Raw genomic sequence first — 24,529 nt, 5'->3', positions numbered from 1 at the left:
ACGAACGGGTTCCAGGCCTTGGCCCTGATCATGGACATGGCTCTACGCGGTTGCTCAGAATGAGCGAGAAGATTGTCAGCGCGCATGTTGAAGGTGGCTTGCAGGGCACTGCGGCAAGCCGGATGCTCTCGACCACGGATATCTGGTCCGGTGCGCCCTCGCCGGTTCCTGCTCCCAAGCCTGTGCCCGTTTCGCCACCAGCGCCGCAGCCTGCTCGCATCGCGCAAGCTCCTCTAACAGTTGAGGCAGTGATCGCCGCGGGACCAGTTGCACCCGCGCAACCCCTAGCCAACCAATGGCCGCCGCAAAAGCTATCGCTGGCGCTTCAGGGCGGCGGCACCTTCGCCGCGTTCACCTGGGGCGTGCTGGAGCGGCTGCTGGAAGAGCCATCCATCGCAATCGACACCATCAGCGGCGCCAGCGCCGGCGCCATCAACGCGCTGCTGCTCGCCTCCGGTTTCGCCGAGGGTGGCCGCGAAGGCGCGCGTGCGCGGCTGAACCGGTTCTGGATCCGGCTGATGCACGAAGCCTCGTTCCGATCGCTGATGCTGATCGGCGGCTTCTCGCCGGCGGGAAGCTCGGTCGCGTTCGGTCCGACGCTGCGCTCCGGCCAGTTCGATCCGTTCGATCTCGATCCGCTGCGGCAGGCGCTGTCGCGCGACATCAACTTTTCCGCCTTGCGCGACCCGCGCTGCCCGAAGCTGCAGATCGCAGCGACCCGGATCCGCGACGGGCAGCAGCAGATCTTCCGCAACGACGTGATCACGGCCGACGTCGCGCTGGCCTCGACCTGTCCACCGCTGGTTCATTGCGCGGTGGAGATCGACGGCGAGGCTTATTGGGACGGCGGCCTCGGCGGCAACCCGCCCCTGCTGCGGCTCGTGCAGGACACGACGAGCACCGAAATCCTGCTGGTCCAGGTCACGCCGGCGCGCGACAGCTACGTGCCGATCACGCTCGCCGCGATCGACCGCAGGCTGGATCAGATCGCGGCCAACGCCGCCCTCAATGCCGAGATCGCAGCGATGGAATGGGCGCAATCGCAGGCCGCATCGTCGCTGCGGCTCTCCAGGATCGCCGCGGAAGATTTCGTCGACGGCCTGGCGCAGCGCTCGTCCACCGACCTCGGCCGCGGCTTCATTCGTGCGCTGCACCGGAGCGGCCGCGAGGCCGCCGGACGCTGGCTCAAGCAAGGTGCCGATCACGGTCCAGCGCCGGCCGCATCCGGCCAGCGCATCGTTCCCCGCGAGCCTGCGCTAGCCTGATTTCGCCAGCGCCTGCTCCAGGAACCACGCCGTCGCCAGCGCATGCGCGTCGTTGCCGAAGCGTGCGATCACCTGCACGCCGATCGGCAGGCCATTGGCCTTGAGCACGGGCACGTTGACGCAAGGATTGCCCATCAGTGTCCAGAGCCTGTTGTAGCGGGGGTCGCCGGTGCTCGCGAGCTCCTTGGCCGGCGGAGTGCCCGGCGCCGAATAGGTCAGCAGCACGTCGAACCCCTCGAACAATTCGCCGATCTCGCGGCGTCCGCGGCGGCTGATCCGGCGTGCGTCGTCATAGTCCTTGGGTGTGAGACCGACCGTCGCATCGAGACTGGCGCGCAGCATCGGCGCGATCTCGTCGTGGCGTTCGGAAAATTCCCAGGCGAGCGCGCGATGCGCCTCGAAGTCCTGGATCACAGGATGGATGCGCCAAGCCTCCTGCACCGCCTCCGGCAGATCGATAGTCTTCACGCTGGCGCCAGCCTTCTCGGCGGCCTTGATCGCGGCTTGCAGCCCCTCTTCGGCGGCCGGCTCCACGGCACCGGCAAACTCCTGCCTGACCACGCCGATGCGCGGCGCCTTCGCCGGGACGATGCCGGCGAATTCGGTGCGGCCGGTCATCGCCAGCAATCCGCGCGCGAGATCTTCCGCGCGCGCGCCGAACAGGCCGACCGTGTCGAGCGCCCACGAATAGCATTTGACGCCGACCGTCGGCAGCATCCGGAACGACGGCTTGATCGCGGCGGTGCCGCAATAGGCAGCGGGGCGGATCACCGAGCCGCCGGTCTGGGTGCCCAGAGCCAGCGGGATCATGCCGGCACCGACGGCCGCGGCCGAGCCCGAGGACGAGCCGCCCGGCGTATGGCCAAGGTTATGCGGATTGAGCGTCGGGGTTGGATCGCGTGAGGCGAACGCCGTGGTCGTGGTCTTGCCGATGATGGTGGCGCCCGCCCGCTTCAGCATCATCACGACAGGCGCGTCCGCGCGCGGCTGCCAGCCGCGATAGATCTCCGAGCCCATCTCGGTCGGCATATTGGCAGTGTCGATGATGTCCTTGATCCCGACCGCGATGCCGCGGAGCGGCCCGGCGCCTTGCGCCTTCGCGGAGGTGTCGTGACGGACGAAGGCGTGGACCTCCTTCTCCCGCGCCTCGATCGCCGCATGCGATTGCGCTATGGCGGACTCGGGCGAAAGCTCGCCCGCTTCGATGCGGCGCTGGAGGTCGGCGAGTGAGATCATGGCAATACCCTTCTTATTGGGATCGCTTTTAGCATCGCGACGAAGCCGCGCAAGCGCACGCCGCTGTTGCCCACGCCCTCAGGTTGTTCCATGCTGTGCCTGCAAGGAGCTGCCGTGGACGCCATCAATCCAAGTGTAGAGCTGACCGAGGCCGACAGGATTGACCGCCTGCGGCTGATCCGGTCCGACAATGTCGGGCCACGTACGTTCCGGTCGCTGGTCGATCATTTCGGCACGGCGCGCGCGGCGCTGGAGCGGCTGCCGGATCTGGCACGTCGCGGCGGTGCGCAGCGATCGGCGCGCATCTGCAGCGCTGACGATGCGAAAGCCGAGCTTGCCGCGAGCCGCAAGTTCGGAATTGCCTGGCTCGCGCCCGGCGAGGACGGTTATCCGGCGCGGCTGGCAACGCTCGACGATGTGCCGCCGCTGCTCGCCGTGCGCGGCGACAATGCAACGCTGATGCGGCCGATGATCGCGATCGTCGGCTCGCGCAACGCCTCCGGTGCGGGCTTGAAATTCGCCGGTCAGCTCGCCCGCGAGCTCGGCGAAGCCGGCTTTGTCGTCATCTCCGGCCTCGCCCGCGGCGTCGATCAGGCCGCGCATCGCGCCAGTGTCGAGAGCGGCACCATCGCCGTGCTCGCCGGCGGCCATGATTGCATCTATCCGCCGGAGCATGGCGATCTGCTGGCCTCGATCCTCGATCGCAAGGGTGCTGCGATCTCCGAGATGCCGCTCGGCCATGAGCCGCGCGCCCGCGACTTTCCCCGCCGCAACCGGCTGATCTCGGGCGCTGCGCTCGGCGTCGTCGTGGTGGAGGCGGCGCACCGTTCGGGCTCGCTGATCACCGCGCGCATGGCCGCCGAACAGGGCCGCGAAGTGTTCGCGGTGCCGGGCTCGCCGCTCGACCCGCGCGCTGCCGGCACCAATGATCTGATCAAGCAGGGCGCGACACTCGTCACCGAAGCCGCCGACGTGGTCAACGCGGTCGCACCGATCATGGAGCGGCCGCTGATGCGCACCGCGAACGAGCCCGACAGCGAGCCGTTCGAAAGCGATCCGCAAGGACACGACCGCGATCAGATCACCAGCCTGCTCGGCCCCGCCCCTGTCACGATCGACGATCTCGTGCGGATGTCCGGCGCCTCCCCGGCCATCGTGCGCACCGTGCTCTTGGAGCTCGAGCTCGCCGGCCGGCTCGAACGCCACGGCGGTGGCTTGGTCTCGCTGCTTTAAGGAGTGTTCCGCTCGTCGAAGCGCGTGCGCGCCGAGGCGATCTGCTCCTGATGCGTGATCGCCCATTCGCCGAGGGCCCTCACCGGCTGCTGCAGTCCGCGGCCGAGATCGGTCAGCTCGTAATCCACGCGCGGCGGAATGGTCGGGAAGATCGTGCGGGTGACCAGGCCGTCACGCTCGAGCCCGCGCAGCGTCAAGGTCAGCATCCGCTGCGAAATGCCGTTGATCATGCGCTTGAGCTCGTTGAAGCGCTTGGGCCCGTCGCTCAGCATCATGATCACGAACACGCTCCATTTGTCGCCGACGCGCGCGAGGATCGAGGCGACGCCGCGGCAGTCCGCGTGGTCGCGATCCGGCATCGGCGGGGCGGTCAAATCGATGTGCGCAGGTTTCAAGGATGTGCCCATGGCTCAAAAAGGTGCGTTCTTGCGGGGATTTCGATAGTCACTCATGTAGCTCTGGTTACAAACATATACCAGGGTGATCCCGAATGAAACTCCTCCACATCGACTCCAGCGTGCTCGGCCCCCACTCCGTTTCCCGGCAGGTCTCCGCCGCCATCGTCGACCGTCTCAGGCAGGCGACACCGTCGCTCGACATCGTCTACCGCGACCTGACGCAGAGCCCGCTCGCCCATCTCTCCGGTTCGCATCTGGCGGCCGCGCAAGGCGCGCCTGCGCCGGCGGATCTCGGCCCCGACCTCGCCGCCAGCAAGGCCGCGCTGGACGAGTTCCTTGCCGCTGACATCGTCGTGATCGGCGCGCCCATGTACAATTTCACCATTCCGAGCCAGCTCAAGGCCTGGATCGACCGGGTCCTCGTGGCGGGGAAGACGTTCAGCTACGGCGCGAACGGACCGCAGGGCCTTGCCGGCGGCAAGCGCGTGATCTTCGCGATCTCGCGCGGGGGCTATTACGGCGCGGGCACGCCCGCCGCGTCGCTGGAGCACCTCGAAAGCTATCTGCGTGGCGTGTTCGGCTTCATGGGCATCCATCATCCCGAATTCATCAGCGCCGATGGCATCCAGGTCGGGCCGGAGCATCGCGAGAAGTCGCTCGCAAGCGCGCTTGAGGCGGCAACCAGCCTCCGCGCGGCCTGACGCAACCCGCACATCGTCAGCCGCCGCAACATCGCTTGCGGCGGCCGATCGACCGGTGCGTGGTCGGCGAAGCTAAAACCAGGCGCCCTGAATGCCGAGGATGACGGCGACGAGCGAAACGAACAGGCCGATGCCGGAGAAAAGAGCGACCCCGATGAATTCGGAGGTGTCGGAACGCTTGGCGGGAATGGTGGAGTTTTCGGTGTAAATACGCGGTGCTGAAATCGGGGAAATAATACGAGCTGCCTTTGGCATATCGGGCTCCCTTGAAATGAGTCTTCGTGACCCCCCGCCCGTAAAAGTGTCTTGGCAGCGCAAGCGAAGGTTCAACGCCTCACGCAAGGTTCAGAAAATACAGCTCGTGAGGCGTGGGAACCGGTCGGCGCAACCGGTTTTGCGTGCGCCGACCGATTCAATTTTCACTTCAATTGATCAGCCGCGATAGATCGGCGCGCCGCTCGGAGAGGCGACTGCGCCGCCGTCGACGAAGATTTCCTGGCCCTGCACATGCGCGGAATCGTCGGAGGCGAGGAACAGCACCGTCTTCGCGACGTGATCTGTTTCACCAATGCGCCCCAGCGGCGTCGTCAGCGCGATCCGCTTCTCGAACGCCTTCTCGGCTTCGGGCGTCGCGGTCGCAGGTCCCCAGATCGGCGTGCGGATCGCACCGGGCGCGACCACGTTGACGCGAATGCCGCGCGGCGACAGTTCTGATGCCATGATCCGCGCCATCGCGCGCACGCCGGCCTTGGCGGCGCCATACGCCGAATAGCCGGGAATGCCGAGCACGGAGATCACCGAGCCGCTGAGGATGATCGAAGCGTTGTCGTTGAGATAAGGCAGCGCGGACTGCACGGTGAAGAACACGCCGGTCAGATTGGTGCTGATGACCTTCGCGAATACCTCCAGCGGGGCCGATCCCAGCGGCGTGCCGCCGGCGATGCCGGCATTGGCGAACACGATGTCGAACTTGCCGAACTTTTCGGCGCCCTTCTTGATCGCAGCTTCGGTCGCCGCAATGTCGGTGGCGTCCGCAGCGAGCGCGAGCGCGTTCGGCCCGAGCTCCTTCGCGGCCGCCTCGAGCGTCTCCTTGTTGCGCCCGGTGATCACCACCTTGGCGCCCTCGGCCACGAACAGCTTTGCCGTTGCCAGCCCAATGCCGCTATTGCCGCCGGTGATCAGGGCCGTCTTGTTCTTCAGTCTCACGCTCGCCTCCAGTGGTTGCATCATAAAACTATGATTGCCATCTAGGCTATCTGGTTTTAAGATGCAACCACACGAGCGCGTGAACAGCGACTGGACCGTGCGATCGCGAAAGGACCGGACCATGGTGAAACGAACGAGCTTCGACGGGGATGCCTGCCCGATCGCACGCTCGCTGGAGGCGATCGGCGACTGGTGGTCGCTGCTGATCATCCGTGAGGCGCTGTTCGGCCTGCGCCGCTTCGGCGAGTTTCAGAACAAGCTCGGCATGGCCAAGAACATCTTGTCGGCCCGGCTGCGCACGCTGGTCGACCACGGCATCCTGACCACGGCCCCCGCCTCCGACGGCAGCGCCTACCAGGAATATGTGTTGACGGAAAAGGGCCGCGGCACTTTCCCGATCCTGGTAGCCCTGCGGCAATGGAGCGAGGAATTCGACGATCGGCCGTCGGAGATCTCGACCATCCTGGTCGATCGCGAGAAAGGCCGCCCGGTGAAGAAGCTCGAGCTACGCGCCGAAGACGGGCGGCTGCTGACGCAAGCCGATACCATGCTGAAGCCGCGGCCAGCGCCGCGACGGCGGTCGGCCTAGTAACGTCGAACTGCCACCACCCCGTCATTGCGAGCGCAGCGAAGCAATGCAGACTGCCACCGTGGAAAGACTCTGGATTGCTTCGCCGCGCTCGCAATGACTGCGTGGGGGACTTGTACAAAACATCGACGGCGTCAAAGATGGCTAGACACAGCAAGTGGCACCACGATGCCCCTCCTCGCCATCGTCTATTTTTCCATCTCAGGCACCACCGAGAAGCTGGCGCACGCGGTCGCGCGCGGTGCGGATGGCATGGCGGATGTCACGCTCTGTCGCATCACCGGCGGCGACATCGTATCAGGCCGGTTTAAGAATGAGAGCTTACTGGAGACGATTGACGGCGCTAGCGCCGTTGCGTTTGGCAGCCCCACCTACATGGGCGGACCCGCCGCCCAATTCAAAGCTTTTGCAGACGCTTCGAGCGACAGATGGAGCAAGCAAGCCTGGGCCAACAAGATCGCAGCAGGATTCACGACGGGCGCCTGCGCTGGCGGCGACCAACTCCACACACTGTCCTACTTTTCCATTCTGGCCGCGCAACACGGCATGCTCTGGTGCGGACTGGATATTCCGGGTGGCGAGGACCCGAGCGGTCGGAATCGTTTAGGCAGCCAGCTTGGCTTGGCAACACACTTGATTGACGGCTCGTTGCCTCAGAGCGACCTCGGCACGGCCGAATATCTCGGCCAGCGATTGGCCAGAATGGCAAGCCGCAACGGCTAACCTCACCCGTCATTGCGAGCGAAGCGAAGCAATCCAGAGTCTTTCCGCGTTGGGATTCTGGATTGCTTCGCTGCGCTCGCAATGACGACTTTGGTGCAGCGTGCTCCAATCTCTCGCCGTCATCCTGAGGTGCTCGTCCTGCAAAGCAGGGCGAGCCTCGAAGGACGACAGCCCGGCTGCATCCCGGCCGCTCATCCTTCGAGGCTCCCGGCGCGATGCTTTGCATCGCGCCACTCGCGCCTCCAGCGACGAGCGCTACGCGCTCGCGCGGGGATGACGGGTCTGATACTCGCCGGGTGCCCTCACGACAGCCTGCGCTTGCTCCGCAGCCGCAGATGCTCGTCGGCCTCGAGCTTGGTCATTCCCAGGAGATAATGCAGCACGTCGAGCTTGTGCCGCTCGGCGAGCTTGCGCAGTGCCCCGACCTGCTCGGCGATAAAGGCAACCGCCTCCTCGACGCCGCCCTCCCCCGGTTCCTCGTGACGCGAGCCTCCCGCCGCGCGCGATGCGGCGCCCGCCCGTTTCTTTCCTGGCTTAGTCACCAGCCCCCACCCGAATCCATGCCCCGCGGAAACATTACGCCGACATCGGCCGCAACTCAAAGGTGGTATTTTGCAACTTTCTCGATATGAAACTTTTCCCATCGGGATGGCTTTCAACACCCCTCGATTTGACAGCGACGGCCTCACCACCCATGTTCGGGACGAAAGGGCCGACCCGAATCTCATCGAATTCGGCCCCAAATTTCCCCATAAGTTACTGGAACTACATGAATATCGTCATTGTGGAGTCGCCGGCGAAAGCCAAGACGATCAACAAGTATTTGGGCTCGTCCTACGAGGTTCTGGCCTCGTTTGGCCATGTCCGCGACTTGCCGGCGAAGAACGGCTCCGTCGATCCCGACGCCAATTTCAAGATGATCTGGGAGATCGACCCCAAGGCGGCCGGCCGGCTCAACGACATTGCCAAGTCCCTCAAGAACGCTGACCGCCTGATTCTCGCCACCGACCCTGATCGCGAGGGCGAGGCCATCTCCTGGCACGTGCTGGAGGTCTTGAAAGAGAAGCGCGCGATCAAGGACCACAAGATCGAGCGCGTGGTGTTCAACGCCATCACCAAGCAGGCGGTCACGGACGCCATGAAGCATCCCCGCCAGATCGACGGTGCGCTGGTCGACGCCTATATGGCGCGCCGCGCGCTGGACTATCTGGTCGGCTTCACCCTCTCCCCCGTGCTGTGGCGCAAGCTGCCGGGCGCCCGCTCGGCGGGCCGCGTGCAGTCGGTGGCGCTGCGGCTGGTCTGCGACCGCGAGCTCGAGATCGAAAAGTTCGTTGCCCGCGAATACTGGTCGCTGATCGCGACCCTGCTGACGCCGCGCGGCGACGCCTTCGAGGCACGTCTGGTCGGCGCCGACGGCAAGAAGATCCAGCGCCTCGACATCGGCACCGGCGCGGAAGCCGAAGACTTCAAGAAGGCGCTGGAAGCAGCCGCCTACGCGGTGACCACGGTCGACGCCAAGCCGGCCCGGCGCAATCCGCAGGCGCCCTTCACCACCTCGACGCTGCAGCAGGAAGCCAGCCGCAAATACGGCTTTGCGCCGGCGCACACCATGCGCATCGCGCAGCGGCTCTATGAGGGCATCGACATCGGCGGCGAGACCACCGGACTCATTACTTATATGCGTACCGACGGCGTGCAGATCGATTCGTCCGCGATCACCCAGGCCCGCAAAGTGATCGGCGAGGATTACGGCAACGCTTACGTTCCGGACGCGCCGCGCCAGTACCAGGCCAAGGCCAAGAACGCCCAGGAAGCCCACGAGGCGATCCGGCCGACCGACATGTCGCGCCGTCCCGACAGCATGAGCCGCAAGCTCGAGTCGGACCAGGCGAGGCTCTATGAACTGATCTGGAAGCGCACCATCGCAAGCCAGATGGAATCGGCCGAACTGGAACGCACCACGGTCGACATCACGGCGAAGGTTGGCGGCCGCACGCTGGACCTGCGCGCCACCGGCCAGGTCGTCAAGTTCGACGGCTTCCTCGCACTTTATCAGGAAGGCCGCGACGACGAGGAGGACGAGGACTCCCGCCGCCTGCCCGCGATGAGCCCGAATGACGCGCTGAAGCGGCAGTCGCTCGCCGTCACTCAGCATTTCACCGAGCCGCCGCCGCGCTTCTCCGAAGCCTCGCTGGTCAAGCGCATGGAAGAGCTTGGGATCGGCCGGCCCTCGACCTATGCCTCGATCCTCCAGGTCCTCAAAGACCGCGGCTACGTCAAGCTCGAAAAGAAGCGCCTGCACGGCGAGGACAAGGGCCGGGTCGTGGTCGCGTTCCTCGAAAGCTTCTTTGCCCGATACGTCGAATACGATTTCACCGCCAATCTGGAAGAGCAGCTCGACCGCATCTCCAACAACGAGATCTCCTGGCAGCAGGTGCTGAAGGATTTCTGGACCGGCTTCATCGGCGCGGTCGACGAGATCAAGGATCTGCGCGTAGCCCAAGTGCTCGACGTGCTCGACGACATGCTGGGGCAGCACATCTATCCTCCCCGCACCGACGGCGGCGACATCCGGCAATGCCCGAGCTGCGGCAACGGCCGGCTCAATCTGAAGGCCGGCAAGTTCGGCGCCTTCGTCGGCTGCTCGAACTATCCGGAATGCCGCTACACCCGTCAGCTCGCCGCCGACGGCGAGGCCACCGCCGATCGTTCGCTCGGCCAGGACCCCGATACGGGTCGCGATGTCTGGGTCAAGGCCGGCCGGTTCGGCCCCTACATCCAGCTTGGCGAGCAGAAGGATTATGCGGAGGGCGAGAAGCCGAAGCGCGCAGGCATTCCGAAGGGGACTTCTCCTGGAGATGTCGAGCTCGAGCTTGCGCTCAAGCTGCTGTCGCTGCCGCGCGAGATCGGCAAGCACCCGGAAACCGGTGAACCGATCACCGCAGGTCTCGGCCGCTTCGGGCCGTTCGTGAAGCACGAGAAGACCTATGCCAGCCTCGAGGCCGGCGACGAAGTGTTCGACATCGGCATCAACCGGGCCGTGACGCTGATCGCGGAGAAAATCGCCAAGGGCCCGAGCCGCCGCTTCGGCGCCGATCCCGGCAAGGCGATCGGCGACCATCCTACCCTCGGCACCGTCACGGTGAAGGGCGGCCGCTACGGCGCCTATGTCACCGCCGGCGGCGTCAACGCGACGATCCCGAGCGACATCGAGAAAGACGCCATCACGCTGCCGCAGGCGATCGCGCTGATCGACGAGCGCGCGGCCAAGGGCGGCGGCAAGAAGCCGAAGAAGGCGGCGAAGCCCGCCAAGGCCAAGAAGGCTGCGGCCAAGGCCGCCGACGGCGATGACGCCGCGCCAAAAACCAAAAAGCCGGCCGCGAAGAAGGCGGCCAAACCCAAATCCGAATCCACCAGCAAGGCGCGCGCCGCCGTGTCGTCGACGGCCAAGACTTCGGCCATCAAGACGTCGCCGACCAAGGCAGCTGGCGCCAAAGCTCCGGCCAAGAAAAGTGCCGGCACCAAATAGAGGCTAAGTGAAACGCAAGAATGACCGTGGCTTTCCCGACAGGGCAGCCATCGTCGCCTTCATCAAGGCAAATCCCGGAAAGGTCGGAACCCGCGAAATTGCGCGCGAGTTCGGCCTGAAGAACGCCGACCGCATCGAGCTCAAGCGCATGCTGCGCGAGCTCGCCGACGACGGGCTCGTCAAGAAAAAGCGCCATACGATTTCAGAGCCGGACAGCCTGCCGCCGACGCTGGTCGCCGACATCACCGGCCGCGACGCCGACGGCGAGCTGGTCGCCTCCCCCACCGAATGGGACGAGGTCGAAAGCGGCGAACCGCCAAAGATCCTGATCACGATGCCGCGCCGGCCAAAACCCGGCACCGCGGCCGGCGTTGGCGATCGCGCGCTGCTGCGGGTCGAGCGCTCCGACGAGACCGAAGGCCCGGCCTATCGCGGCCACATCATCAAGGTCTTCGACAAGACCAAGAGCCGCATCCTCGGCGTCTTCCGCAGCCTGCCCGAGGGCGGCGGACGGATCATCCCCGTCGACAAGAAGTCCGCCGACCGCGAGCTGAACATCGCGCCGACCGAGACACACGGCGCGCAGGACGGCGATCTCGTCAGCGTCGACATTATCCGCTCGCGCGGCTTTGGGCTGGCGTCAGGCCGCGTCAAGGAGAAGCTCGACTCGGTCAAGTCGGAGAAGGCGATCAGCCTGATCGCGATCTACGCGCACGACATCCCGCTGCAATTCCGTCCCGCGGCAGAGCGCGAAGCCGAAGCGGCGGAGCCGGCCAATCTGAAGGGGCGCGAGGACTGGCGCGACGTCCCGCTGGTCACCATCGATCCGCCGGATGCCAAGGATCACGACGACGCGGTGCACGCGCAGCCGGATCCTGATCCCAACAACAGAGGCGGCTTCATCGTCGATGTCGCCATCGCCGACGTGAGCTTCTACGTGCGGCCGGGCACCGCGCTCGACCGCGACGCGCTCGATCGCGGCAACTCGGTCTATTTCCCCGACCGCGTCGTGCCGATGCTGCCCGAGCGCATCTCCAACAATCTGTGCTCGCTGGTGCCGGGCGAGCCGCGTGGCGCGCTCGCGGTGCGGATGATCATCGCCCCGGACGGGCGCAAACGCTCGCACAGCTTCCATCGCATCCTGATGCGCTCCGCAGCCAAGCTGAACTACGCCCAGGCGCAGGCCGCGATCGACGGCCGACCGGACGACACTACCGGCCCCCTGCTCGATCCGATCCTGCGGCCGCTCTATGCGGCCTATGCTTGCGTCAAGCGCGCGCGGGACGAGCGCGATCCGCTCAATCTCGATCTGCCCGAGCGCAAGATCCTGTTGAAGAGCGACGGCACGGTCGACCGCGTCGTCGTGCCCGACAGGCTCGACGCGCACAAGCTGATCGAGGAGTTCATGATCCTCGCCAATGTCGCGGCAGCCGAAATGCTCGAGAAGAAGTCGCTGCCGCTGATCTACCGCGTGCATGACGAGCCGACCCTGGAAAAGGTCCACGCGCTCGCGGAATTCCTGGTGACGCTGGACGTTCCGTTCGCGAAAGGCGGCGCGCTGCGCCCCGCTCTGTTCAACCGCGTGCTGGCGCAGCTCGAAGGCCACGACCACTTTCCGCTGGTGAGCGAGGTCGTGTTGCGCGCCCAGGCGCAGGCCGAATATTCCTCGGAGAATTACGGTCATTTCGGCCTGAACCTGCGCCGCTATGCGCATTTCACCTCGCCGATCCGCCGCTATGCCGACCTCGTCGTGCACCGCGCGCTGGTTCGCGCGCTCGGGCTTGGCGAAGGCGCGCTGCCCGACACCGAGACGCCGGAAACGTTGAGCGAGGTCGCAGCCCACATCTCGGTGACCGAGCGGCGGGCGATGAAGGCGGAGCGCGAGACCGTCGACCGCCTGATCGCCCATCACCTCGCCGACCGCATCGGTTCGAGCTTCCAGGGCCGCGTCTCCGGCGTCACGCGCGCCGGCCTGTTCGTCAAGCTCGCTGAGACCGGCGCCGACGGCTTGATCCCGATCCGATCCCTCGGCACGGAATATTTCAACTATGACGAGGGCCGGCACGCCCTGGTCGGCACGCGCAGCGGCACCATGCATCAGCTCGGTGATGTCGTCGACGTCCGCCTGATCGAGGCAGCTCCGATCGCGGGCGCGCTACGATTCGAGCTGCTGTCATCGTCCGGTGAGTCCGCGCCGCGGAGCCGCAGGGGATCTGGTCCGCAACGCCGCCCCTCGTTCAAGGCGCATCCCGGGCGCAGTCCCGACAAGAAGCGCAAGCCGGACAAGCCGAAGCCCGGCAAGGGCAAAAAGGCGAAGGGAAAAAGCAAAGGCAAGGGTCAGAAGGGTAAGGCATGGTGAGCACAACCCCGAAGATCTGGACCCGCGAGACCGGTCTCGTCGAGAAGCGCGACGTCTTTGCTGCCATGAAGCGCGGCTTTCGCGGCCGCTGCCCCCGCTGCGGCGACGGAAGACTGTTCCGCGCGTTCCTGAAGACCGCGGACAATTGCGCGGTCTGCGGCCTCGATTTCACCCCGCATCGGGCCGACGATCTGCCCGCCTATCTCGTCATCGTCATCGTCGGCCATATCGTGGTGCCCAGCATCCTCTGGATCGAGACCAACTACACCACGCCGGTCTGGATCAGCTTCGCGGCCTATCTGCCCTTCACCTTCGTCGCCTCGCTCGCACTGCTGCAGCCGGTGAAGGGAGCCGTGGTCGGATTGCAATGGGCTCTGCGCATGCACGGGTTTGACGAGAACCCGACGGATGGTATTCCGCCGGTGTAGGCAAAATAAACAAGAAGCAGTTTGGGTGAGGACATGACGGATACGTCGCAGGCAGCAGACAAGGCCAAGATCCACGAGGGCAAGGAAGCCGACCATCATCCCTATTTCCGCCCGCGGGATGCGGCGACACTGATCCTGGTCGATCGCAGCGGCGCCATTCCAAAAGTCCTGGTCGGCAAGCGCCACGACAACGTGGTGTTCATGCCCGGAAAGTTCGTCTTCCCCGGCGGCCGCGTCGACAAGGACGATTATCGCGTGCCGTGCGCGGCGCCTGTAACGGCCGAGCTGGAAGCCAATCTCGCCAAGGGCAGTCCGAAGACGCCGGCCTCTCGCGCGAAGTCGCTGGCGATTGCCGCGATCCGCGAGGCCTGCGAGGAAACGGGTCTCTGCCTCGGGCGCAAGGCCGAAGGCAAGGCCAAACTCGAAGGCGCCTGGAAACCGTTCGCCGATGCGGGCCTGTTGCCCGACCCCTCCAGCCTGTTCCTGATCGCGCGCGCGATTACCCCGCCCGGCCGCGTCAAGCGGTTCGACACGCGCTTCTTCACGGCGGACGCCTCCGCGATCACCCATCGCGTCGACGGCGTGATCCATGCCGATGCCGAGCTTGTCGAGCTGGTCTGGGTCGAGCTCGGCTCAAGGCCGCTCGCCGATCTGCATCCGATGACGCGCAACGTGCTCAACGAGCTCGACGCGCGCCTCGCCACCGGCCCGCTCCGCCATGATGCACCGGTGCCGTTCTTCCATTTCTACGGCGGCAAGATGCAGAAGGACATTTTGAGCTGATCAGTTTGTGACGTCCGCATCGTCCGCATCAGGCTCGGTGCCGACATAGTCGCGCGGGAACGTTCAGCACTCGCCCGAGCTCGCTGGCGAACCGACTGGCTTCCTCGCGCTTGGTGAAGCTCATCAGCGTGATCGGCTCGGTCCCTTTGTTGCCGCAGAGATTGACATCGTATGTCGTCAGTGCCGGATCGTCCTCGTCGGTAATGCTGATGAAATGATAATCGGCGAGATCGCGATGGTTGCGAAGATTCAGCGGGCCGAACTGCCTGGTGATGACGATCTGGCGCAGCGTCTCGTTCAGCACGACGAAGGTGCGGAAGGTGAGCAGGATGATTCCGGGGATGCCGACGAGCAACCCGAGTCCCGTGAACACCAGCACCGGCATGAGATCATCGGCGAGCCGGCCAAAACCGGAGAAATCCTGCCGCAGGCCGAGCGCGACATTCCACAGCAGATAGAAGCTCGCCGCCAGCAGCGGCAATGACAGCAGCCGTCCGACCCAGGGCATGGGCCGGTCGATGCGGACGATGCGCCCGTCCACGGTCATTGCACCTGCCATCGAAAGTCTCCTCGGGAGCGAAAGTCATGGCTTGGTCGGAGTGAGCCGTGGATCGGTTCGATGGGACTCCTCCGTCGTTCCGGGCGTGGCCCGGGATGACGCGAATGTGCTGAGCTGACATCGAAAAACAAAATAATCTTCCCGCCTCCCCCGATGGCGGAGTTCCGCGGCATGCCTATGTCTTTCGGAACGACACCAAAAACGGATACCGGGCGATGGCACAACGGCAACTCAAGCTTGGCGCGTTCATGCGCCCGATCAGCATCCACACCGGCGCCTGGCGCTATCCCGGGGCCTGGCCCGACGCCAATTTCAACTTCGGCCACATCAAGACGCTGATCCAGAAGCTCGAGGCCGGCAAGTTCGACGCCTTCTTCATGGCCGATCACCTCGCCGTGCTGAACATGCCGGTCAATGCGCTCAAGCGCAGCCACACGGTCACCTCGTTCGAGCCGTTCACGCTGTTGTCGGCGCTGTCGGCCGTCACCGAGCGGATCGGCCTGATCGCGACGGGCTCGACCACGTTCGACGAGCCCTATCACGTCGCGCGGCGCTTCGCCTCGCTCGACCATCTCAGCGGCGGCCGTGCGGGCTGGAACATCGTCACGACCTCGAACCCGGATGCAGCGCTGAATTTCGGCCTCGACGACCACATGGAGCACGCCGAGCGCTACAAGCGCGCCCGCGAGTTCTACGACGTCGTCACGGGCCTGTGGGATTCCTTTGCCGATGACGCCTTCGTGCGCGATGTCGAAAGCGGCGTGTTCGTCGATCCCGCCAAGATGCATGTGCTCGACCATCAGGGCAAATATCTGAAGGTGCGCGGTCCCCTCAACATCGCCCGCCCGGTCCAGGGCTGGCCGGTGATCGTACAGGCCGGCGCCTCCGACGACGGCAGGCAGCTTGCGGCAGAGACCGCCGAAGCCGTCTTCACCGGCGGCGGCAGCCTTGCCGACAGCCAGAAACTCTATGCCGACATCAAGGGCCGCATGGAGAAGGTCGGCCGCGATCCCGAACACCTCAAGATCCTCCCCGGCGCCTTTGTCGTGGTCGGCGACAGCGTCGATGAAGCCAGGGAGAAGCGCGCGCTGCTCGACAGCCGCGTGCATTACGACAGCGCCATCGCCTCGCTCTCGGTCGTGCTCGGCACGGATGCCTCCGGTTTCGATCCGGATGGACCGCTTCCCGAAATCCCCGAGACCAATGCCAGCAAGAGCGGTCGCCAGCGCATGGTCGACCTCGCCGCCCGCGACAAGCTCACGGTGCGCCAGCTCGCTCAACGCGTTGGCGGCTATGGCGGGCTATCCTTCGTCGGCACGGCCAAAACCATTGCCGATCAGATGGAGGAATGGCTGGTCGGGCGCGGCTCCGACGGCTTCAACATCATGTTCCCGTTCTTGCCCGCCGGCCTTGACGATTTCGTCGACAAGGTGGTGCCGGAGCTGCAGCGCCGCGGGATTTTCCGGAAAGAGTATGAAGGGCCCACTTTGAGAGAGAATCTGGGCCTGCCGCGGCCCAAAAACCGGTTCTTCGAGGCGTAATCGGGCCGATTTGGGCGGTTTTCGACCCCTAAAATCTTGACATCAGGCTGTTTCTGGCTAGGTTGCCGGCCAACGCGGGCCATTTGGCCGGCTCCAGATTCCCTTCATTCCTGAGGTTCTGAACATGGCCAAAGCGGTCACCATCAAGGTCAAGCTCGTGTCCTCGGCCGACACCGGCTTCTACTACGTCGCCAAGAAGAATTCGCGCACCATGACCGACAAGCTGGTCAAGAAGAAGTACGATCCCGTGGCGCGCAAGCACGTCGAATTCCGCGAAGCCAAGATCAAGTAAGATCGCGGGACGCTGAAGACTTTTGCGGGGCCCTTGCGGGCCCCGTTTTATTTTGCATCTGAACCTGACGTGTCCCGGACGCGCGGCAGCGTGCAACCCTACTACTCATCGAGCGTTACCCGGCCATCCATCCGCGCTGCATCCAAGGACTCAGCGCAAGCACGCCGAGATGACCGAGCGGCAGTTCGAGGACGTGTTCCGTGGGCAGGTATCGCCGCGCCCGCTCCGCTAACGCCTGGCTACGGGCTCGCGGGATGAGACGATCAAAACGCCCAACCACAATTCGGCTGTCCCGGTGAACACGCTCTATCGAATCGATCGGGTTGAGATTCCTGAGCGCGAGGGTGAAATCGTTGCGCGAGAATCCCATGCGCTCCGCATCGCGCTGGACCGTACGCGCGGCTGGGCTCGACCATATCATGAGGTCCCCCCTGTCAGCCGACGCGAAGCTCCAAAGCGGTGTACCGAGCGCTGCGGCGACAAGCGTCGCGGGGACTGTCACCATGCTGTAGCCGACGACGGCACGCGGCATGTCGTGCGAACGTGCACGCCGAACCGCGATGTCCACCATGTCGCTGATGCGAGCCGCACAAGTCAGGGGATTCGGGCAGACCACATCGTCGGGCAGCCGGTAACACGCGGCGAACGCGGAGTTCGGAATCAGCCCGACCATCTGCGCCAGCCCGGACCCTGTTCGCCAGGGCAGGAAGTAGATCGGCCCTGTCCGGACCCTGCCCTCAAGAATTGCGAACTGGTCCATTGACCAGTGTCTAGCGATAGCTGACTTGTCGATCCGCTGAGGCCGTGCGTGCCAGCGTTCCAATTTGCCAGATCGCTGAGAGTGCCACGACCACATAGATGACGCGGGATACTGACGACGAGGTCGCGGTCTCTGCCGCGCCGTTTCCAAAGATGGCACTCACGAGATCAAAGTCGAAAAGTCCGACCAGACCCCAATTCAAGCCGCCGACGATAACCAGAAGCAGAGAGATGATGTTGACTGCGCGCATTATTGACCTCCGAGCGAGAAGAACACGCGCAGTCAAAGCGCCCAGCAACCCTCCGTTCCTACGACTCTGACTTGCATTAACCTGGATCAAGCCGGAATCTGGATCGGACAAGAACTTGATCAAGCACGATTTGGATCAAGCACGTTCGGCTCGAAGACGGGCAACGATGGAAGCAGTCCGGTGTGTTGTCGCGAACGCCATGGAGCATCGAGCATTGCCCCTCCAGGAACAACCTGCCGATCTTTCGGTTCAGGTCGGGTGACCTTCGAACTCTCCGACATCCTCAAAGCGATAGGCCCAAGTGCGTCCATCATCTTCGCGGCCTGGATCTTCATGGGTTTTCTCCAGCAGCGTTATGATGCTGCGATCTCGCGATATCGCGGCGCCATCAGCGACTATCGCAGTTCCACACATGCGCCGGACAGGCGTGACAACGTGCAAGAGCAGATCCTTGTCTACAAGCGGCGCTGCGAGCTGATGGGCTATGCTTGCTTCAGCGGTCTTGCCTCGGCCATTTTGTTTCTGGTGACGATGATCGCGGGCGGGCTGGATGTCATCATTCCTCACATTCCGGTGCTCGCGTGGTTCGGCGCGGGAACGGCGTTCGGCGGATTCGGTCTCGTCATTGCGGCCACAGTGCTCGTGATCATCGAAGCCACCTACACGCAACGCCAGCTCGACACCGAATTGCTTGACGTGCCAAATCTCGCCAACAAGACCGGGCAGAAGCCCGGCAAGGTTGCGCGTCAGCAGCCCCGGAATATCGGCGGGGTGAATGACTAGAAACAGGGCTTGGTCTAAAACCCAGCACCAGCGCAGCCATTTGGCGCGGAGTGAGACCTCTTTGTGATGTCCGCGAGTCCCGGTGGATATTTCCTCAACCTCCGGTTGCTCAACCACAAATGTATGTTATCGTGCACTTACCGGGCGGAATGTCCATCCCGGCTTTGGAAGGACATGGTCATGAGATTCTCATCAAGCCTTGTCGTGCCTTCAACCATCGCTGCCTTGTCAACAATCTTACTGTGCGCGCCGGCAGCGTCGCAAATCCCAACCGGCTCCGCCGCCACGATTCCCCCCGTCACGGTCGACGCGCCGAAACAGGTGGCAAGGCCACACGTGTCGGAGCGAGGAGCAAACACAGTTGCCCCTCGTCGGACTACCTCAACAGCTCAAACGTCAGCCGCGCGCACGCCTATGTATGCGCCGGGTTCTGTGATGGGGAGGATTGCCGGCCTGGAGAAAGTCGCCAGCAGCTGCAACGGAGGCTGTGCATCAAGCTTCCCAAGCGGCAAGGATCCGTGGGTTGGATGCAGCGAGTCAGGCGGCAACATAGACTACGGTCCTTTCTCGCCAACCTGCCGCGACACCATTACCCACAAATCCTACCTGGATTGCGTCGACACCAGGACGTTCCTGGGCGACAACCGAAACAAGGCCCACTGGTTGTGCAGCAGCCTGGCCGCCGGCAACAGGTTTAAGGTCGCCGATCTCAAGCGATCAGCACGCACGCGTTAGTCCATCCTCTCCGCAGGCCTTCTGTTGCGATCGAGCTTCAGCTCACTCGTGTCCAGACCCGGACGCAGCGCGTGGCGTTGCGTCCGGGCATGAGAGCAGGGTTACGTGACTAACCCAAAGATCCTGCTCATTTCGCCCACGACGGACCAAGTGTGACGCACCTCGCAGAGCGCCTTCACCACCTCCGATATCTCCAGCGGGATCGTTGCATGAACCTGGTCCATTCCCGTGAAGAGCCATTTGCCGTTGCTAGATCCGCTGCGCTTCGCCGCCGCCCTCGGCGTCGCCATGTTTCACCAGATGTTCTGGTCCTGGGCCTGGACCTCGATCGGCGTCCCCGGTTTCGAGCGCACTGTCGCCGCCGATGTTCTCTACCCGTCCGCCGCGCCCTACACGTGGTTCGGCTGGGTCGGGGTCGAAATCTTCTTTGTCATTTCCGGTTTCGTCATCGCGAATTCCGCGAGCACGTCGTCGCCAGGCGGATTTCTTCTTGGTCGCGCCCTCAGGATTTATCCGGCGGTCTGGGTTTGTGCCACCGCGACCTTCCTCATTCTGCTCCTCTTCGGGAGCGGACCGGCATCCGAACTCATTCTGCCCTACATCCACGCCATGCTGATGGTCCACAAGGGAGTCACAGGTCAGTGGCTTGACGAGGTCTACTGGACCCTGGCAGCCGAGACGGCATTTTATGGTCTCGTGTTCTGCGCGATGCTCACCAAGAAGGTCACCCTGCGGCACCTCGCCTGGGGTCTCACCATCTACAGCGCAATCTTCAATGCCGTCGCGCTACTCGTGCTGTCATGCACGACGCCATCCGACTTGCCTTATCTCGTCATTCTGATGTTTCGGGTGCCGTGCGCGGCATTCCTGCTGACGCATGGCTGCTTCTTTGCGCTGGGGATCTGGCTGTTCATCTCCGCGAACAGACAATTGACGGCGCTCGAACAGGTCGCAATTGCCATCACGTGTCTATCAGGCGCGGCGGAAATCTACTTCTTCGCCTCGTTCTTCTTGACGTCCATCCCCGCCATCTCGGATCAATCGGCTCTCGTGCCGATCATGGTCTGGGCTGCTGCAGTGCTCCTCATTGCCATCGCCGCGAAGCGGAGCAGGCGCTCTGCGGGCAAAGCTTCTCCCGAAACACCAGCCTATTTGAGAACGCTCGGACTGATCACCTATCCGCTCTATCTCACGCATAACGTCATCGGCACCGCGATCATTCGTGCCCTGGTCGATGCCGGCTGGGATGCCACCTCGGCCGTTTGGATCGCACTGGGCCTGCTTGTTCTGGTCTGCTGGCTCATTTGCGCGAAGATCGAGCCCGCCGTCAGATCCGCGCTGATGCAAACCCTTTCCCATTTCGGAAAGCTGCCGGAAAGACAGCCGACGTCGAGGCGCCCGGTATTCGCTCGAGGGCTGCGCCTGCGTCCCGCACGTTCCCTCTCGTATCACGGACGCGCTGCAGCGTGAAACGCTGCTGCGCAGAGTTGGGACGCAGACAGCAACACAGCACGACCCGCGATCAGGGCGCTGCGACCGCCACCGTTTCTTCGATGATCCTCAGTTGTCCATTTTCGCTGGTGAGTATGGATGAGTAATAACCGTGAAACGGACGGTCTCCCATCTTGGCCTCCCATGTCCCGGCGTTGAAGACGAAGGCGCCCTCGGGGCGAGAGACGGTTCGTTGAACCGAATAGTCATGCAGTCCGAGCTTGAGGGCGTCGCTGAAACTCCGGCGAATGTCATCCCTGCCCTGAAAGATACCGCTGGGTGTCACCCGCACAGCGTTCTCCGTAAATGTTGCGGCCATACTGTTGAGGTCACCGCGATTATACGCTTCTGAAAAATGCTTGTGCATCTCGTCCATGGCGGCAGCGTCAAGCGTCTCTCCCGCAATCGTCATGCGCGGAATGGCGAACAGCAGGCAGAGGATAAAACTCGCTGATCTGAAGGCCATGTTCCCTCCGTTGGGTTCACTATTGTGAATTGAAATCGCTCAGGTCTATTCGACAACCGAGTGTTGCGGCACCTCAATAGGTGGCCCAGTCCCGTGCTAAACTTGCGCCTCCGCTTTCGCACTCTGGCTATTTCGAATCAGGCGCGGCTCCGTTCCCGCCAAAAGTCTTTGGATGTTCGCACGATGGCGGATGATCACGTAGAGGCCGCCTCCGATCACCAGCAACCGGTACGGCAATGGGTGCTCGACCGCGCAGACAAGAACGATTGCCGTCAACGCCGCGAGCATCGAGCTCAAGGAAACGATCCGGGTGATAGCCAGCACGAAGCCAAAGGCGGCTGCAGCCCCCAATCCAACGGGCCAGGACATCGCCAGCAACACACCGAGTCCGGCGGCAGCCGACTTGCCGCCCGTGAAGTTCAGCCAGATCGATCGGCTATGTCCCAACAGCACGGCAATTCCAGCCAGACAAACAGCCCATGGCACCCACAGCTGCAGATCAGAAGCTGTCGGCGACGAGGATAATTCTGCATAGAGCCAGGGACAGAACGAGCGCGCAACAATGATGGCACCCACGCCCTTCAGCACATCGCCGACGAGCACGAACAAGGCAGGCCATTTGCCGAGAGTGCGCAAGACATTCGTTGCCCCGGTGGACTTGGAGCCATGCCTTCGGATGTCGATACCCCTGAGCAGTTTCCCCGCCAGATACCCCGTGGGGATCGAGCCGAGCAGATAGGCGATCAACAACCCAACCGCGCCCGCTGTCCAAAACGCCATGGGTTTATGTCCCGTTTCCTGAACGCTGTTTTATCCCCGACTTCGTCTGACCGCTATGGGTCTGAAGCGCCGCGGACGCTCGTGAGCACCCGCTTCCCTACGCCGTCCGCAACATTGGCGCCGGCGGCTGCAACGGCCGGATCAGCGCGAACGCGATCGACGGTATCTACAGGTCGAAACGCGATCATAATGTCCGGCTGCCCTCGCGACAGGATGGTTCCTTTTTTCTCGCCGCCGGTGTTTCATCTGCACGGTGGAGAACGGGCATGCAGGGATCGCTGGGGGAAAAGATCGGTGAAGGCGCCTTCTCCGAAGCCTACGCCTGGGCGCCCGGTCAGGTCGTGAAGCTATTCAAGGCCGGCGTCTCTCATCTGCTCGGCCGGCATGAGGTACGCATGATCCGCGCCGTGCGGGCCGCCGGCGTCCCGGTGCCGGCGGTGTTCGGCGAGGTGACGCTGGACGGGCGCTTCGGCATCGTGCTGGAGCGCCTCGACGGACCGACCCTGTGGCATCTCTCGCGGACCGGCGCGGTGACTTTCGAACAGGCGGGCGCGATCGTCGCGGCTCTGGCCATGACTCTTCACAAGACGTCCGCGCCGCCGGAGCTCCTCTCCATGCGCGCGTATATGGAGAGCGAGTTGCGGCACGACGACGGCAAGGTCCCGAAGCACATCGCCGCCGATATCCTCGCCCTGATCGATCGCCTGCCGACCGGCGACGGGCTTTGCCATTGCGACCTTAGCCCCGGCAACGTGATCATGACGGCGGAAGGCCCAAAGCTCGTCGACTGGACCTTCGCGATGCGCGGGCCCGCCGCCCTCGATCTTGGGTTCTTGCATGTCATCCTGTCCGAGCTCGCACCGGAACTAGCCGACAATCCGGAGCGGCCGCGCGCGACCAATGCGGCGGCGCAATCCGAATATGCGCGGCTGGCCGGCATGTCTCTGGGGGAGCTGACGGCGGCAATGGAGCCGTATTTGCCTATCGTCCGCACCTTCGTCGTCCTCGGAAACGTGGTGCCTGCGCTGCGGGAGCAACTGATCCAGCGCATCGAAGCGGGGCTGCGCGCGAAAGACTGAACCGTCCGCAACCTGGATTCCTGCTCGCCCTCTCAAGGCGCTCTCGATTACCGAGCAAATCTCGGCAGCCAATCGAGCCCGTTTGGCACAATCGAGTTGCATCGGGAGGCGGCCGTCGCGCTTGGTACAGCCAAAATCGACATTCTTGGTACTGTTTTATAGCCGGGCGCAACGCATCTATTCGCTGACACCAGCGATCGGAGCGATCCCGATCCATCAGGATGAGTGGGAGCCCCGGTCAATGCGGACAGCGGAGATTGCGGACACGGAGACAGGAGTTCCACACGGCCTGGCATTCTGTGGATAGCCGGTGCGTCCACGCTCTCTGCATTATTCGACCAAGAGACAAATGACAGAGGAGATAATTCCCATGAAGGCGATCGTCGTAACGGACCAGGCCGCAGGAACGGCCGGGATGAAGCTCATGGACAGACCCGAGCCGCAGGCAGCGATAAACGACGTCGTCGTTCAGGTTCATGCGTCGGGATTCGTACCGACTGAGCTGGCGTGGCCGTCGACCTGGACCGATCGCCTCGAACGTGACCGAACACCGTCGATCCTTGGGCACGAGCTGGCCGGAGTGGTCTCCGCCCTCGGATATGGCACGACGGGGCTGTCAGTCGGACAGCGGGTGTTCGGCCTCGCGGACTGGTATCGAGACGGCACACTGGCCGAGTATGTGGCGATCGAGGCACGCAACCTTGCACCGCTGCCGGGCGACGTCGACTTTACCGTGGGTGCGAGTCTGCCGATCTCGGGCCTGACGGCCTGGCAAGGGCTGTTCCAACACGGCCGTCTTCAGGCGGGGCAAAGCGTCCTCGCACACGGCGCGGCCGGCGCAGTCGGGTCGATGGTGACGCAACTCGCACGAGAGGCCGGCGCCTACGTCATCGGCTCTGGACGCGCCGCCGACCGTCAGACAGTGCTCGACTTCGGCGCGAAGGAGTTCGTCGACCTCGACAACGACACCCTGAAGGACGTGGGCAAAGTCGATCTGGTGTTCGATGTCATCGGCGGTGACATCCAGAAGCGATCCGCAGCACTGATCCGAGCCGGAGGAACACTGGTGACGATCGTGGGACCGGCCGAGACGCGGCCCTCCGATGGCCTGGCGGTCGACTTCGTCGTCGAGTCCGATCGTGCCCAACTGAGTGAGATCGTCCAGCGGGTGCGGGACGGACGACTGCGGACGAATATCGGCAACGTCTCGACCCTCGACGATGCCGTCGCCGCATTAAATCCGACCAAGCGACGCAAGGGGAACACGATTATCCACATTCGTCCCTGAGAGACGCGCGCCCATCGATGCACGCAGCCGCCCGGCGATCGCGGCCAAGCAGCGC

Annotated in this window: 25 protein-coding genes; 15 read left to right on the top strand and 10 right to left on the bottom strand. The window is 63.9% G+C overall.

The window, feature by feature from the left end:
* Positions 1 to 59: 59 nt before the first annotated feature.
* The gene (locus IVB48_RS02425) at positions 60 to 1,265 is read left to right on the top strand and encodes a patatin-like phospholipase family protein (RefSeq protein ID WP_247397141.1); all 1,206 of its coding nucleotides are present in this window, start codon (positions 60 to 62) and stop codon (positions 1,263 to 1,265) included.
* Here IVB48_RS02425 and IVB48_RS02420 read toward each other — a convergent pair.
* Positions 1,257 to 2,501, bottom strand: a complete 1,245-nt coding sequence (locus IVB48_RS02420) for an amidase (RefSeq protein WP_247397138.1) — start codon at positions 2,499 to 2,501, stop codon at positions 1,257 to 1,259. The genes IVB48_RS02425 and IVB48_RS02420 overlap by 9 nt on opposite strands.
* 90 nt (positions 2,502 to 2,591) lie before the next feature.
* Between IVB48_RS02420 and dprA the strand changes: the two genes are divergently transcribed.
* Entirely contained in the window at positions 2,592 to 3,734 is a 1,143-nt protein-coding gene (gene dprA / locus IVB48_RS02415) for a DNA-processing protein DprA (RefSeq protein WP_247397135.1), read from the top strand.
* Here dprA and IVB48_RS02410 read toward each other — a convergent pair.
* Entirely contained in the window at positions 3,731 to 4,141 is a 411-nt protein-coding gene (locus IVB48_RS02410; RefSeq protein ID WP_027567316.1) for a helix-turn-helix domain-containing protein, read from the bottom strand. The genes dprA and IVB48_RS02410 overlap by 4 nt on opposite strands.
* An 83-nt stretch (positions 4,142 to 4,224) precedes the next feature.
* Between IVB48_RS02410 and IVB48_RS02405 the strand changes: the two genes are divergently transcribed.
* On the top strand, positions 4,225 to 4,833 hold the full coding sequence (locus IVB48_RS02405) for an FMN-dependent NADH-azoreductase (protein ID WP_247397132.1): 609 nt from the start codon (positions 4,225 to 4,227) through the stop codon (positions 4,831 to 4,833).
* Between the two features lie 72 nt (positions 4,834 to 4,905).
* Here the strand turns inward: IVB48_RS02405 and IVB48_RS02400 are convergent, their stop codons facing one another.
* Together IVB48_RS02400 and IVB48_RS02395 are read right to left on the bottom strand one after the other, a co-directional pair.
* Positions 4,906 to 5,088, bottom strand: coding sequence for a hypothetical protein (locus IVB48_RS02400; RefSeq protein WP_247286816.1), 183 nt, complete (start codon positions 5,086 to 5,088; stop codon positions 4,906 to 4,908).
* A 177-nt stretch (positions 5,089 to 5,265) separates the two neighbouring features.
* On the bottom strand, positions 5,266 to 6,039 hold the full coding sequence (locus IVB48_RS02395; protein WP_247397131.1) for an SDR family oxidoreductase: 774 nt from the start codon (positions 6,037 to 6,039) through the stop codon (positions 5,266 to 5,268).
* 121 nt (positions 6,040 to 6,160) lie between these two features.
* Between IVB48_RS02395 and IVB48_RS02390 the strand changes: the two genes are divergently transcribed.
* Together IVB48_RS02390 and IVB48_RS02385 are read left to right on the top strand one after the other, a co-directional pair.
* On the top strand, positions 6,161 to 6,628 hold the full coding sequence (locus IVB48_RS02390; RefSeq protein ID WP_247397128.1) for a helix-turn-helix domain-containing protein: 468 nt from the start codon (positions 6,161 to 6,163) through the stop codon (positions 6,626 to 6,628).
* Positions 6,629 to 6,796: 168 nt separating this feature from the next.
* On the top strand, positions 6,797 to 7,351 hold the full coding sequence (locus IVB48_RS02385; RefSeq protein WP_247397125.1) for a flavodoxin family protein: 555 nt from the start codon (positions 6,797 to 6,799) through the stop codon (positions 7,349 to 7,351).
* Between the two features lie 302 nt (positions 7,352 to 7,653).
* On the opposite strand, the gene IVB48_RS02380 is transcribed toward IVB48_RS02385, so the two are convergent.
* Complete coding sequence (locus IVB48_RS02380; RefSeq protein WP_247286819.1) at positions 7,654 to 7,893, bottom strand: hypothetical protein; 240 nt, start codon at positions 7,891 to 7,893, stop codon at positions 7,654 to 7,656.
* A 227-nt stretch (positions 7,894 to 8,120) separates the two neighbouring features.
* On the opposite strand from IVB48_RS02380, the gene topA reads away from it, so the two are divergent.
* From topA to IVB48_RS02360, 4 genes are read left to right on the top strand one after another with little or no spacing between them, the layout of a single operon-like run.
* Positions 8,121 to 10,880 carry a type I DNA topoisomerase gene (topA, locus tag IVB48_RS02375; RefSeq protein ID WP_247397123.1) on the top strand — a complete coding sequence of 920 codons (2,760 nt, stop codon included), beginning with the start codon at positions 8,121 to 8,123 and terminating at the stop codon, positions 10,878 to 10,880.
* 7 nt (positions 10,881 to 10,887) lie between these two features.
* Positions 10,888 to 13,239, top strand: a complete 2,352-nt coding sequence (rnr, locus tag IVB48_RS02370; RefSeq protein ID WP_247397121.1) for a ribonuclease R — start codon at positions 10,888 to 10,890, stop codon at positions 13,237 to 13,239.
* Entirely contained in the window at positions 13,233 to 13,667 is a 435-nt protein-coding gene (locus tag IVB48_RS02365) for a DUF983 domain-containing protein (RefSeq protein WP_247361636.1), read from the top strand. Before rnr ends, IVB48_RS02365 begins: the two co-directional genes overlap by 7 nt.
* Before the next feature lie 33 nt (positions 13,668 to 13,700).
* On the top strand, positions 13,701 to 14,450 hold the full coding sequence (locus IVB48_RS02360; protein ID WP_247397119.1) for an NUDIX domain-containing protein: 750 nt from the start codon (positions 13,701 to 13,703) through the stop codon (positions 14,448 to 14,450).
* 28 nt (positions 14,451 to 14,478) lie between these two features.
* Here the strand turns inward: IVB48_RS02360 and IVB48_RS02355 are convergent, their stop codons facing one another.
* Complete coding sequence (locus tag IVB48_RS02355) at positions 14,479 to 15,009, bottom strand: hypothetical protein (RefSeq protein ID WP_247397117.1); 531 nt, start codon at positions 15,007 to 15,009, stop codon at positions 14,479 to 14,481.
* Between the two features lie 215 nt (positions 15,010 to 15,224).
* Here IVB48_RS02355 and IVB48_RS02350 point away from each other — a divergent pair, with 215 nt between their 5' ends.
* Positions 15,225 to 16,550, top strand: a complete 1,326-nt coding sequence (locus tag IVB48_RS02350; protein ID WP_247397115.1) for an LLM class flavin-dependent oxidoreductase — start codon at positions 15,225 to 15,227, stop codon at positions 16,548 to 16,550.
* Positions 16,551 to 16,674: 124 nt separating this feature from the next.
* Positions 16,675 to 16,842: a 50S ribosomal protein L33 gene (gene rpmG, locus IVB48_RS02345; RefSeq protein ID WP_007603295.1), complete on the top strand. Its 168-nt coding sequence runs from the start codon at positions 16,675 to 16,677 to the stop codon at positions 16,840 to 16,842.
* A 115-nt stretch (positions 16,843 to 16,957) separates the two neighbouring features.
* On the opposite strand, the gene IVB48_RS02340 is transcribed toward rpmG, so the two are convergent.
* Together IVB48_RS02340 and IVB48_RS02335 are read right to left on the bottom strand one after the other, a co-directional pair.
* Entirely contained in the window at positions 16,958 to 17,602 is a 645-nt protein-coding gene (locus IVB48_RS02340) for a hypothetical protein (RefSeq protein WP_247397113.1), read from the bottom strand.
* Positions 17,603 to 17,612: 10 nt separating this feature from the next.
* The gene (locus tag IVB48_RS02335; RefSeq protein ID WP_247397110.1) at positions 17,613 to 17,852 is read right to left on the bottom strand and encodes a DUF378 domain-containing protein; all 240 of its coding nucleotides are present in this window, start codon (positions 17,850 to 17,852) and stop codon (positions 17,613 to 17,615) included.
* A gap of 258 nt (positions 17,853 to 18,110) precedes the next feature.
* Between IVB48_RS02335 and IVB48_RS02330 the strand changes: the two genes are divergently transcribed.
* Together IVB48_RS02330 and IVB48_RS02325 are read left to right on the top strand one after the other, a co-directional pair.
* Positions 18,111 to 18,635 (top strand): DUF2721 domain-containing protein, encoded by a 525-nt coding sequence (locus IVB48_RS02330; protein ID WP_247397108.1) that lies wholly within the window; start codon positions 18,111 to 18,113, stop codon positions 18,633 to 18,635.
* Between the two features lie 963 nt (positions 18,636 to 19,598).
* Entirely contained in the window at positions 19,599 to 20,840 is a 1,242-nt protein-coding gene (locus IVB48_RS02325) for an acyltransferase (RefSeq protein WP_247397105.1), read from the top strand.
* Positions 20,841 to 20,892: 52 nt separating this feature from the next.
* On the opposite strand, the gene IVB48_RS02320 is transcribed toward IVB48_RS02325, so the two are convergent.
* A complete protein-coding gene (locus tag IVB48_RS02320; protein ID WP_247397102.1) occupies positions 20,893 to 21,327 on the bottom strand; it encodes a nuclear transport factor 2 family protein in 435 nt (144 codons plus the stop codon).
* Positions 21,328 to 21,423: 96 nt separating this feature from the next.
* Complete coding sequence (plsY, locus tag IVB48_RS02315) at positions 21,424 to 22,107, bottom strand: glycerol-3-phosphate 1-O-acyltransferase PlsY (protein WP_247397099.1); 684 nt, start codon at positions 22,105 to 22,107, stop codon at positions 21,424 to 21,426.
* Between the two features lie 266 nt (positions 22,108 to 22,373).
* Between plsY and IVB48_RS02310 the strand changes: the two genes are divergently transcribed.
* Together IVB48_RS02310 and IVB48_RS02305 are read left to right on the top strand one after the other, a co-directional pair.
* Positions 22,374 to 23,186, top strand: coding sequence for an aminoglycoside phosphotransferase family protein (locus IVB48_RS02310; protein ID WP_247397095.1), 813 nt, complete (start codon positions 22,374 to 22,376; stop codon positions 23,184 to 23,186).
* Between the two features lie 370 nt (positions 23,187 to 23,556).
* Positions 23,557 to 24,474, top strand: a complete 918-nt coding sequence (locus IVB48_RS02305; protein ID WP_247286833.1) for an NADP-dependent oxidoreductase — start codon at positions 23,557 to 23,559, stop codon at positions 24,472 to 24,474.
* Positions 24,475 to 24,529: the final 55 nt, after the last annotated feature.

It is taken from the genome of Bradyrhizobium sp. 76 (assembly GCF_023073025.1).
Lineage (GTDB): Bacteria > Pseudomonadota > Alphaproteobacteria > Rhizobiales > Xanthobacteraceae > Bradyrhizobium.
The sequence above is the reverse complement of the archived record's forward strand: the minus strand, read 5'-3'. Positions and strand labels throughout refer to the sequence as shown.

Bases quoted from the DNA above. Each gene is read 5' to 3' on its own strand.
- IVB48_RS02340 (WP_247397113.1), bottom strand. From the start codon at position 17,602: ATGGACCAGTTCGCAATTCTTGAGGGCAGGGTCCGGACAGGGCCGATC.
- IVB48_RS02405 (WP_247397132.1), top strand. From the start codon at position 4,225: ATGAAACTCCTCCACATCGACTCCAGCGTGCTCGGCCCCCACTCCGTT.
- IVB48_RS02355 (WP_247397117.1), bottom strand. From the start codon at position 15,009: ATGGCAGGTGCAATGACCGTGGACGGGCGCATCGTCCGCATCGACCGG.
- dprA (WP_247397135.1), top strand. From the start codon at position 2,592: ATGCTGTGCCTGCAAGGAGCTGCCGTGGACGCCATCAATCCAAGTGTA.
- IVB48_RS02310 (WP_247397095.1), top strand. From the start codon at position 22,374: ATGCAGGGATCGCTGGGGGAAAAGATCGGTGAAGGCGCCTTCTCCGAA.
- IVB48_RS02385 (WP_247397125.1), top strand. From the start codon at position 6,797: ATGCCCCTCCTCGCCATCGTCTATTTTTCCATCTCAGGCACCACCGAG.
- IVB48_RS02335 (WP_247397110.1), bottom strand. From the start codon at position 17,852: ATGCGCGCAGTCAACATCATCTCTCTGCTTCTGGTTATCGTCGGCGGC.
- IVB48_RS02350 (WP_247397115.1), top strand. From the start codon at position 15,225: ATGGCACAACGGCAACTCAAGCTTGGCGCGTTCATGCGCCCGATCAGC.
- topA (WP_247397123.1), top strand. From the start codon at position 8,121: ATGAATATCGTCATTGTGGAGTCGCCGGCGAAAGCCAAGACGATCAAC.
- IVB48_RS02410 (WP_027567316.1), bottom strand. From the start codon at position 4,141: ATGGGCACATCCTTGAAACCTGCGCACATCGATTTGACCGCCCCGCCG.
- IVB48_RS02425 (WP_247397141.1), top strand. From the start codon at position 60: ATGAGCGAGAAGATTGTCAGCGCGCATGTTGAAGGTGGCTTGCAGGGC.
- rpmG (WP_007603295.1), top strand. From the start codon at position 16,675: ATGGCCAAAGCGGTCACCATCAAGGTCAAGCTCGTGTCCTCGGCCGAC.
- IVB48_RS02390 (WP_247397128.1), top strand. From the start codon at position 6,161: ATGGTGAAACGAACGAGCTTCGACGGGGATGCCTGCCCGATCGCACGC.
- IVB48_RS02365 (WP_247361636.1), top strand. From the start codon at position 13,233: ATGGTGAGCACAACCCCGAAGATCTGGACCCGCGAGACCGGTCTCGTC.
- IVB48_RS02305 (WP_247286833.1), top strand. From the start codon at position 23,557: ATGAAGGCGATCGTCGTAACGGACCAGGCCGCAGGAACGGCCGGGATG.
- IVB48_RS02320 (WP_247397102.1), bottom strand. From the start codon at position 21,327: ATGGCCTTCAGATCAGCGAGTTTTATCCTCTGCCTGCTGTTCGCCATT.
- IVB48_RS02400 (WP_247286816.1), bottom strand. From the start codon at position 5,088: ATGCCAAAGGCAGCTCGTATTATTTCCCCGATTTCAGCACCGCGTATT.
- IVB48_RS02360 (WP_247397119.1), top strand. From the start codon at position 13,701: ATGACGGATACGTCGCAGGCAGCAGACAAGGCCAAGATCCACGAGGGC.
- plsY (WP_247397099.1), bottom strand. From the start codon at position 22,107: ATGGCGTTTTGGACAGCGGGCGCGGTTGGGTTGTTGATCGCCTATCTG.
- IVB48_RS02420 (WP_247397138.1), bottom strand. From the start codon at position 2,501: ATGATCTCACTCGCCGACCTCCAGCGCCGCATCGAAGCGGGCGAGCTT.